The 8,192-nt window shown below is 35.6% G+C and carries 13 protein-coding genes; 6 read left to right on the top strand and 7 right to left on the bottom strand.

Annotated elements, in window-relative coordinates:
• Nucleotides 1-101 precede the first annotated feature (101 nt).
• The 4 genes from ACKI5G_RS02345 to ACKI5G_RS02330 form a co-directional block, all read right to left on the bottom strand.
• On the bottom strand, nucleotides 102-470 hold the full coding sequence (locus ACKI5G_RS02345) for a hypothetical protein (protein ID WP_407397281.1): 369 nt from the start codon (nucleotides 468-470) through the stop codon (nucleotides 102-104).
• Nucleotides 471-518: 48 nt separating this feature from the next.
• A complete protein-coding gene (locus ACKI5G_RS02340) occupies nucleotides 519-731 on the bottom strand; it encodes a hypothetical protein (RefSeq protein ID WP_407397279.1) in 213 nt (70 codons plus the stop codon).
• Nucleotides 732-1,068: 337 nt separating this feature from the next.
• Nucleotides 1,069-1,464 (bottom strand): hypothetical protein, encoded by a 396-nt coding sequence (locus ACKI5G_RS02335; protein WP_407397277.1) that lies wholly within the window; start codon nucleotides 1,462-1,464, stop codon nucleotides 1,069-1,071.
• 369 nt (nucleotides 1,465-1,833) lie between these two features.
• Nucleotides 1,834-2,145: a hypothetical protein gene (locus tag ACKI5G_RS02330; RefSeq protein WP_407397275.1), complete on the bottom strand. Its 312-nt coding sequence runs from the start codon at nucleotides 2,143-2,145 to the stop codon at nucleotides 1,834-1,836.
• Nucleotides 2,146-2,233: 88 nt separating this feature from the next.
• Between ACKI5G_RS02330 and ACKI5G_RS02325 the strand changes: the two genes are divergently transcribed.
• The 5 genes from ACKI5G_RS02325 to ACKI5G_RS02305 all read left to right on the top strand — a co-directional run bounded on the left by ACKI5G_RS02325 (nucleotide 2,234) and on the right by ACKI5G_RS02305 (nucleotide 5,524).
• On the top strand, nucleotides 2,234-2,887 hold the full coding sequence (locus tag ACKI5G_RS02325) for a helix-turn-helix domain-containing protein (protein ID WP_407397273.1): 654 nt from the start codon (nucleotides 2,234-2,236) through the stop codon (nucleotides 2,885-2,887).
• Between the two features lie 11 nt (nucleotides 2,888-2,898).
• Nucleotides 2,899-3,966 (top strand): hypothetical protein, encoded by a 1,068-nt coding sequence (locus ACKI5G_RS02320; protein WP_407397271.1) that lies wholly within the window; start codon nucleotides 2,899-2,901, stop codon nucleotides 3,964-3,966.
• A gap of 154 nt (nucleotides 3,967-4,120) precedes the next feature.
• Entirely contained in the window at nucleotides 4,121-4,330 is a 210-nt protein-coding gene (locus ACKI5G_RS02315) for a hypothetical protein (protein WP_407397269.1), read from the top strand.
• 358 nt (nucleotides 4,331-4,688) lie between these two features.
• Nucleotides 4,689-5,114 (top strand): phage tail protein, encoded by a 426-nt coding sequence (locus tag ACKI5G_RS02310; protein ID WP_407397283.1) that lies wholly within the window; start codon nucleotides 4,689-4,691, stop codon nucleotides 5,112-5,114.
• A gap of 311 nt (nucleotides 5,115-5,425) precedes the next feature.
• Entirely contained in the window at nucleotides 5,426-5,524 is a 99-nt protein-coding gene (locus tag ACKI5G_RS02305) for a putative holin-like toxin (RefSeq protein WP_407397267.1), read from the top strand.
• A 61-nt stretch (nucleotides 5,525-5,585) separates the two neighbouring features.
• On the opposite strand, the gene ACKI5G_RS02300 is transcribed toward ACKI5G_RS02305, so the two are convergent.
• From ACKI5G_RS02300 to ACKI5G_RS02290, 3 genes are all read right to left on the bottom strand, one after another.
• On the bottom strand, nucleotides 5,586-6,548 hold the full coding sequence (locus ACKI5G_RS02300) for a tyrosine-type recombinase/integrase (RefSeq protein WP_407397265.1): 963 nt from the start codon (nucleotides 6,546-6,548) through the stop codon (nucleotides 5,586-5,588).
• Between the two features lie 231 nt (nucleotides 6,549-6,779).
• Nucleotides 6,780-7,088: a helix-turn-helix domain-containing protein gene (locus tag ACKI5G_RS02295; RefSeq protein WP_407397263.1), complete on the bottom strand. Its 309-nt coding sequence runs from the start codon at nucleotides 7,086-7,088 to the stop codon at nucleotides 6,780-6,782.
• Between the two features lie 118 nt (nucleotides 7,089-7,206).
• A complete protein-coding gene (locus tag ACKI5G_RS02290; protein WP_407397261.1) occupies nucleotides 7,207-7,689 on the bottom strand; it encodes a RadC family protein in 483 nt (160 codons plus the stop codon).
• Between the two features lie 288 nt (nucleotides 7,690-7,977).
• On the opposite strand from ACKI5G_RS02290, the gene ACKI5G_RS02285 reads away from it, so the two are divergent.
• A partial coding sequence (locus ACKI5G_RS02285) for a hypothetical protein (RefSeq protein WP_407397259.1) occupies nucleotides 7,978-8,192 on the top strand: 215 nt, incomplete at its 3' end.

Below are 8,192 nucleotides of genomic sequence, written 5' to 3'. Positions count from 1 at the left end.
ATCCATCATCTGGAACCGTAGAACCATTTGACAATGATTGGATATTACTCCAATCTGGCATGACTGAGCTGCTACCGCCATCTTGCGAAGCAGAGCGTATATTACTTAATTTTCATAATGTAATACACGGTATAAGCAGCTGGCTGAACTGTATTTGATGCTCCATATATAAGTGAAGAACGGGCTGCATCAAAATCATATATTAATACTGGCCCAGATAAACCAGCATTTGCTCCTCTGCTATTATATCCCCCCCATTGAAAAGCTCCTCCTGAAGCTGTTGGAGGTGTGGAATGAAAACTTGATACCATGAAATAACCTGTAATGTTTGGTAGCCCTGGCTCTCTGGATATTCCAATATTGACATCTCCCTCTAAAAAACGCCCATCAAGAAGATTGGGCGTTCCTTCTGTGCCGTCACAGAGATGCCATCCATTAGGAATATCAGCCAGGCTACCAACATAGGGCAAGATGCTTCCAATGGGGAGGCTATCCCCTGAAGCACCTTGCGAAAGTAATTATCTATATGGATAAAAATAGAAATACATTACATTTTTACTAGAATATACTTTATCCCCTTTTTTAACAGGGATAAACGCTGAATCATCAGATACATAAGTGTTTGAAGCATCTGTATCTAAAATCGAAATCCGTTGTCCATTGATATATAAATAACAACCTCTAATCGTTGATGAATTATCTGACCACAGAATCCAACCATTATTTTCCATGGTATAAACTATTCCACCTGATAATTTTGTTGGATGTTCCCAATCTGGAAAGCCAAGTGAAAAGCCACCTTGCGAAAAAGATGCTTATTTAACGTCCATAAACAAGAGCATATTTGCCAACTGGAGCATATGGACCAGATAAAATAAAAGCTGGAGAGCCACCCCAGTTATTAGTATAGTAGAGATTATCTATAACAAAACTTCCTAATTTTAATGATGTAGCAGGTGGCATATTCAGATTTTTAGATGTTTTATCTGAGTATGTCACCTTTAATTGCGTTCCTGACACAGCCACATCAGATACTGATTTATTTGCCGTGTTACCTTGCGAAGCAAGTTATTCAATTTTAATGATATATAACACGGTGTAACTTCTAGGCTGTACCGTGTTAGAAGAACCAAAAATTATGTTACTGCTGGATAAAGCAAACTTTAAAAGATATGTTCCTGCATGATAATTATCGTGTAACATTCTACCCGTCAATCCATTAGCTAATGGGGTAAATACGCCATTACCATCAAGATTCCAAAATGCATGACCTGTATCAGATACATGAAGTTGTCCTGTGGCATCTGGCAGTCCTGGTTCTTTATATATTCCCGGTGTGGCAATAGTTCCTTCTAGGAATCTAGCTGTGAGGTCTGGTGTGCCATCTGTACCATCACAGAGATGCCACCCATCAGGAATATTAGCCAGGTCGCCAACATAAGGCAAAATGGTTCCAACAGGCATTGAATCGCCTGTCCCATCTTGCGAAAGCAATTACATAAAATTATTTATTTTTAGCTTGTCCTTTTATATAGTAATTTCCATTACTTAGGTTATACATTCCTTGCACTTCAAAAAAAGTGGGGTATTTATTCCTTACTCCAGCACTCCAGCCACCAGAACTGTCTTGATTCGCAAATCCTTGAGTAATTGTTACAGTGTAATTATTGTTTTCCATCTCTCTAAGTAATTTAATTTCTCTATTTGAGTATGTTGTCTTTGGTAACGGACCTCCTTGTTCAATCCATCCATCTGAATAAACTCTATACCAATTGCCATTTTCATCAGAATAGGATTCTATTAAATATTTAACGTCACCTTGCGAAATTAGTGTTACTTAAAAGGGATTACTCTAATAGAATATCCCGTGTTTGAAGTAGCTCCCATTTCATATTGACACCAAATCACATCACCTTTTTTACAAGCAATAAAGTTTGCATCATGGTCAAAGCTTCCACCTTCTCCGCCTCGTCCGTTAGAAATTGGAATGGAATTTATATACATTTGTGTTCCAGCTCCATTCACACCCCATGAATCAACGATTGCATAACAGTCTTCTTCAATAGTGTATTTATAATTAGTGCCTAATTGTGAAACAAAACCATAACAAACAGTTTTTGCATTATTCCAATCTGGGAATTCCATACCTTCAGCTTGCGAAGTAGGTGGAATACTAACTTGTGTTGCTTTACTCACCCAATGGGTGTATAATGATTTTGGAGGTGAAATTATTATGGATGTAAAGGAACTTAGGATGCAGCTCAATGAAACACAAAATGAATTTTCCGCACGTTACAATATCCCCGTTAGAACTATTCAAAATTGGGAAAATGGAGTGCGTACACCTCCAGAGTATGTAACTGCGTTATTGAAGCAGAATGTAGAAAAGGATCTGGCCAATAGAATGGCTATTTCAGTGCCAAGCTATGATCCTTCAAAAAAGGAGTTGCCTTTAATCGAACAGTATAGTAGTACAATGGCTTGGCTTCAGGCTGTCCGTGATTGTTTGGGAGAAAATATAGTATTTGCACTAGATGAAGCTCTTATGTGCGAGGGAAGTTATTTAGGCCGTATTGATCAGTGGGTAGTATGGGTTTATGGAGATGCTTCTGTATCGGATTATAATGGCGTAATGCGAATAGGAACCGCTATAGCCCCTCAAAATATACATACAAATAAATTTGGACTATCATATACTTGTTTTAACCGGACATTAATTGATGCAATGACAAATGAAAATATCCTTGATATGCAAGGTATAACAGAGGCTTTAAGCTATTATTACGAGACTCATAATCAATCTTTTGATGGATTATTTATACCACCTGAATATCAGGCCCAATTTGATCAGTTAGCTGAAGAAGCAATTAATTATTACAGTTATTGAGGTATTTAGTTATGATATTTACTGAAAATGAAAACAGAATGTATCAGATTATGGAAGCATTATATGATAGTGGTATTCCAATTAGCTTTAAAGGTTCCATGGTTTTAAAGGCTGCTCTTCAAGAGTTAGGCTATAATGACAATATCCGAGGGACTAAAGATATTGATGGAAACTGGTTTTCAGACGATGTTATCAAAACTGAAGATATTGTACAATCTATAAATCAGGTCTTTGATGAAAAGGGGTTAGGGTATTACACAAGAGCTTTTAGAGAACATTCAGAAAAGAAAGCTGCTGGGTTATATGTATTGAATAAGTCAACTGATGAAACACTTTTTTCAATGGATATTGATGTTAATCGCCCTCAACCGATGACAAAAATATATGCTATCAATAATATAAAATTTTCAGGTGTAGTTCCTGAACAAATAATTGCAGATAAAGTATTTGTAGCTTCTTCCAAAAAAGTGTTCCGAAGAGTGAAAGATCTTTTAGATTTATATTATCTATCAAGTGTTGTTTCTTTTGAGAAAGACAAGATTTTAGAACTAATAAATGGTAATAACAGACTTTTAGGCGATTTCAGTAATTTCCTATTTAGAGCAAACGATATACAACATGCTTATAATAAATTTTCCGTTCCTGGAAAAGTCGAAAAACCTCCTTTTGCTGATGTATATTCTGTTGTTAAAGAATATATTCAAGAGTTTTTCCCGGAAATCAGCAAAGATGTTCATCAAGTAACAACAATAGATGATTTAAAAGTGTTATACCCTATTATACATAGTGAGGATAAGTTAAAGCTCAATGAAGTCAAATCTTTAGGAGAATATTATTATAAGCTTGGTTCACTTTTTGGTGATGGCTTTTTGACACTGAAGGAGATTGACCGTAAATTAATAATTGAAATGTTGCATGATGGCCATTCAACGTCAAGAATTAAAACTTTATATACTAATATCAATGAACACAGAGGCTTATCAATAGAACAGTGTTCACATATTAAAGAATTGCTACATGATAAACCTATCGTTGATTTGCAAAAAACTTTAGCGAAGGCAGATCCTAAAGCGTTCTAAAACATTTTGGTAAATAATATATCCCTGGCAAGTGCTAGGGATATTATTTTTAAAGATACTGTCTGCTTCGCAAGGAACAAAATGTTTTCCAAAGCTGAATTGGGAGGCAAGACAATACATCTCAAATGGATTTATTACACCTAAATATGGTGGAATGGTTATTATTGAGGTACATACATCACATTATGATTTATCTGATGTACAAGTTTATATTAATAATCAAATTATAAGTAAAACTCATCCAGCCCATTCAGGCTATTGTGAACAAGATAATGTTACTTTTTGGGTATCAGAAGGTGATATGATTACATGGACTTTATTTGCTAATGATTTAGATTTTGCATATTTTATACCAGTGAAATAAGTAATCAGTTTCGCAAGGAAACCAAGGATTTTCTTTAGACTGGGATAAAAAAATAGAATCACCCACTTTACCATTTACAGCACCAAAAAACGGAATAGTTATTTGCAATTGGACATTTTGGACTTCTTCTGTATCTGATTCTAATTGTGGCATGACTATAAATGATATAAAAGTATCTTATGGTTATCATAGTGATAATAGTGCAGGAACAAAACATATAAGTACACACATAGTTAGTAAAGGGGATAAAATATCATTTTTTGGCTATGGTCGTTGGGTAGGTAATATAGATTATTTTATTCCGTTTAAATAACTTGCTTCGCAAGCTAATTCTTCCGGTGGAGAGGCTGTTGGAACTATAGTACCTCGTCTAACAGACGTATTCAGCTCAGAACAAGAGAAAGGCTGTTACCTATACTGTGATGGGTCTTCCTTCTCTACAATCGCATATCCAAAGCTCTACGCTGTTTTGGGGACGAATGTGCTTCCAGATCTAAGAAGTCGCTTCCTGGAAGGATCCGATATTGGCAATCAAGTTATTGAAGCCGGTTTGCCAAATATCAGAGCTGGTTATTTTTTGAATTATTATAGTGGTACATTATCATATTTTGGTGGCTTGTACTGTGCTGCTGCTTCTTCATCTAGTGGTGTCCCAGATCATCCAACTTATTATATTATTCATTATGATATTTTGGATTTTTCACGAAGTAATCCAATTTATGGTCGTTCTAATACAGTTCAACCTCCCAGTGTTACTGTGAGATATTACATTAGAGCAAGATAAGTTATTTAAAAGGGACAAATGTAATATTACCTGCATATCCATTAGAAGATAACGTATCTCCTTTACTTACAATTGCACTTGAAGAATTTGAGTGTGCATCACAAGAAGTAGCATTTTGGTAATAACTTATTATACATATTCCATTTAAAAAAACATTACTCCTGCTTGTCCAAATTTGACCATCTAGGTAAATAATGCCAGATTGTTTGAATGTATAAGGCAATCTTGATATTTGAATTTTTTTATTATAATCCAATTCAAGACTAGAAGATTTACCTTGCGAAGTAGAGGTTGCTTTTTAAATATTAACAATGATTAAAGGAGTTGATTTTTTGTCAGTTTACGAATCCTTGATACTTATGATTTCGTTCGGTATGCTTGTTGCTACCGTGATAAATACAAGAAAATAGACACAGATTTTTCAATTAATCATGGATTTCATTTTGAATAAACCTTTACATCATTTGACTATTATTCGGAAAGCTCCTTATAGAGCTTATTTATAGCTCTTCTTTGTGACTTCTGAACAGTCTGTGCATAGATATTTAATAAGGTATCAGGCCGTGACCAGCCACCTATTGCCTGTACATCCGTTATGGCAGCTCCAAGCTGGATCATGTTGGTAGCCCACGTATGCCGGGTAGAGTGGAGGTGTAGAGAATTATCACAGAAAGGGAGCTTTTTCACCATGCCTTTAAAGTTCCTAGAAAAATATGACGGATTGTGTCTGGATCCGTCCTTATTGGTAAATACTAAATTATCCGGATTCTCCCATCCGGGAACCGTTTTGGATTCCATTTTCTGTTTCTTTCTCCATTCTATCAATAGGGTACGGATCTCCCTTGGAAAAGGGATGGTCCTTATGGAGCCTCTTGTTTTTGTGTTGGGCTTTAATACGACTTCACGGCCCTCCATAACCAGTGCCTGGCATATAACAAGTTCGTTTCTTTTGAAATTGATATTGCTCCAGCTTAGGCCAAGTATTTCGGATCTTCTACAGCCCAGATAAAAAAGAAGCACATATGCCGGGAAAAAGCGGTGCCGTCTTGTGGCCTCAAGAAAGGCTTTCTGGTGTTCAGGCATAAAAATAGCCTTCCGACCAAACGGTATCGGAATAGGCTCAGTGTCTTCTGCGAAATTGTAATCAATGAGCTTTTCTTTCTTGGCCAGGCCCATTACGCTGATGAGAATCTGCCGCATCTTTATCACCGTCCACGAAGATAAAGCCGTTCCATCGGATTTCCCATACATTTTGAGGTTGGCGAGATATTCCTGAAGATCCTTTAAAGTTATTTCCGTTATCTCCATCTCTCCAATAGGATTATGTACTATATAAGAATTTATATAGCACTGGTAGGCATGTCTGGTTGTACCTTGATGCTTCGGCATCTTGTAGGTTTCATACCAATAATTTACATAATCTTTTAATTTCATACTCAAAATCCTTTCTACATAAAGTATAAAAAGTTGTCCAAATTGGACAACTTTTTTATAAATTGGTTTGCCTCATGCACAAAAACAATTATAGCATTTTGTTATAAAAATAGTTTTTCCATTCTACAGCTAAAATAGCTCAAAAAGTTTTATAAAAAATGAGCCACCTTTTGGCAGCTCATCCGGGACCTATTCCATTGAACATGTCTTACTTTTATTTATATTAGAATTTCAATAACTTGCTTTTAGGGCTTTTGCAATTTCAATTCTTACATAATCTTTTATTTCTTGTGGCACAACTTTCCGGGTAGGTGCTTTGGTTGTAGTAGATATATTTTTCCCTCTTAAAAGTTCATCTATACTAACTTCTAAGGCATCAGATATTTTTACTAACATTTTATATGCTGGTTCCCGTTTACCAGTTTCATATTGGCTATATGTTGTTGCTGGGATTCCTAATATTTCAGCAAAGTCTTTTTGTACACGATATTTACTTTCTCTTGCAGCTTTAAGATTATTTCCGAAAATTGTATTATTCATAAATACATACCTCCCTGTATTTAGTTTGTTAATATTATTCTATAATGTTCATAACTTCAGGTCTATCAACGATTTGAATGGCTTAACAGTCGTTTTGAGTATATTTTTTGTGCAAAAATTAAATATAGCCATGTTCCTTTAATGATGTATATTGGTTATCTCCAATGATGATATGGTCTATCAATGGAATGTCCATTAATTTTCCGGCATCTTTTATTATCTTTGTTATTTCTATATCTTCTCTTGAAGGAGATGTATCCCCGGATGGATGGTTATGAGCCAGCATTATGGCAGCTGCATTCCCAAGAATGGCACATTTAAAAATTTCCCTTGGATGCATAACACTTGCAGTTAGACTGCCGACACTAACTTCGTTTATTCCAATAACTTTATTTTTTACATTTAACAAAATTACGGAAAGAATTTCCCTGTCAGCCTCCTCATAAAATTTTGTCATTATGTCTGCTGCATCAGCCGGACAGCGCACGGTATTTGTAGAATAGAGATTAGTGGCCTCTTTTACCATTTTTAAACGATAGGTATTTATTCTTTTCAGTTTTGGTCTTTCCTCAATATCCCCGTAATTATCAAATAAAGTCATTGTCGTAACCCCCTGCTGAATTTTTTGTTTTTGATGGCCAGGAAAGAGCATAGCTCACAGTCCGCAAGGGCAGCGTAGCTGCTTTGTATACCCTTGCGATTAGCCGTCAGTGAGATGTGCTAGGCTGGTGCACCAAAAACAAAATCAGAATAAATAAGCATTAAAATAGGATGCCCATAATGGGCATCCTTGCACTTTTAAAGTGTATAAAAAAAGATATTTTTTCTTGTGGTTATCGTGATACATTATCCTTAGAATTATTCACAAGATAATGAGGAGGATTATATAATGTTTAAAACTGATGATGGCGCAGGCATCAACCTTAAAGAAATGAGTCTTAATATTAATGGAAACGTATATGACCAGCGGTTTTTAAGCCAGATTTACAATTATTATCAGCAAATGATTAAAACAGAATTCCTCATGGAAAACTATAAGTTTTCCACCGAAAAGGAAGCCTGGTTTGTTGCCGGGGAGATCCAGTACGATATGGATAAATACGG

Origin of the sequence: Anaerovibrio sp., from assembly GCF_045637405.1 — a bacterium.
Taxonomy (GTDB): Bacteria; Bacillota; Negativicutes; order Selenomonadales; family Selenomonadaceae; genus Anaerovibrio.
The sequence above is the reverse complement of the archived record's forward strand: the minus strand, read 5'-3'. Positions and strand labels throughout refer to the sequence as shown.

What these genes read in the sequence shown, in the direction of transcription:
- ACKI5G_RS02320 (WP_407397271.1), top strand. Translation starts at nt 2,899, where the DNA reads ATGATATTTACTGAAAATGAAAACAGAATGTATCAGATTATGGAAGCA.
- ACKI5G_RS02290 (WP_407397261.1), bottom strand. Translation starts at nt 7,689, where the DNA reads ATGACTTTATTTGATAATTACGGGGATATTGAGGAAAGACCAAAACTG.
- ACKI5G_RS02335 (WP_407397277.1), bottom strand. Translation starts at nt 1,464, where the DNA reads ATGCCTGTTGGAACCATTTTGCCTTATGTTGGCGACCTGGCTAATATT.
- ACKI5G_RS02300 (WP_407397265.1), bottom strand. Translation starts at nt 6,548, where the DNA reads ATGAAATTAAAAGATTATGTAAATTATTGGTATGAAACCTACAAGATG.
- ACKI5G_RS02315 (WP_407397269.1), top strand. Translation starts at nt 4,121, where the DNA reads ATGGTTATTATTGAGGTACATACATCACATTATGATTTATCTGATGTA.
- ACKI5G_RS02340 (WP_407397279.1), bottom strand. Translation starts at nt 731, where the DNA reads ATGGAAAATAATGGTTGGATTCTGTGGTCAGATAATTCATCAACGATT.
- ACKI5G_RS02330 (WP_407397275.1), bottom strand. Translation starts at nt 2,145, where the DNA reads ATGGAATTCCCAGATTGGAATAATGCAAAAACTGTTTGTTATGGTTTT.
- ACKI5G_RS02305 (WP_407397267.1), top strand. Translation starts at nt 5,426, where the DNA reads ATGATTAAAGGAGTTGATTTTTTGTCAGTTTACGAATCCTTGATACTT.
- ACKI5G_RS02295 (WP_407397263.1), bottom strand. Translation starts at nt 7,088, where the DNA reads ATGAATAATACAATTTTCGGAAATAATCTTAAAGCTGCAAGAGAAAGT.
- ACKI5G_RS02325 (WP_407397273.1), top strand. Translation starts at nt 2,234, where the DNA reads ATGGATGTAAAGGAACTTAGGATGCAGCTCAATGAAACACAAAATGAA.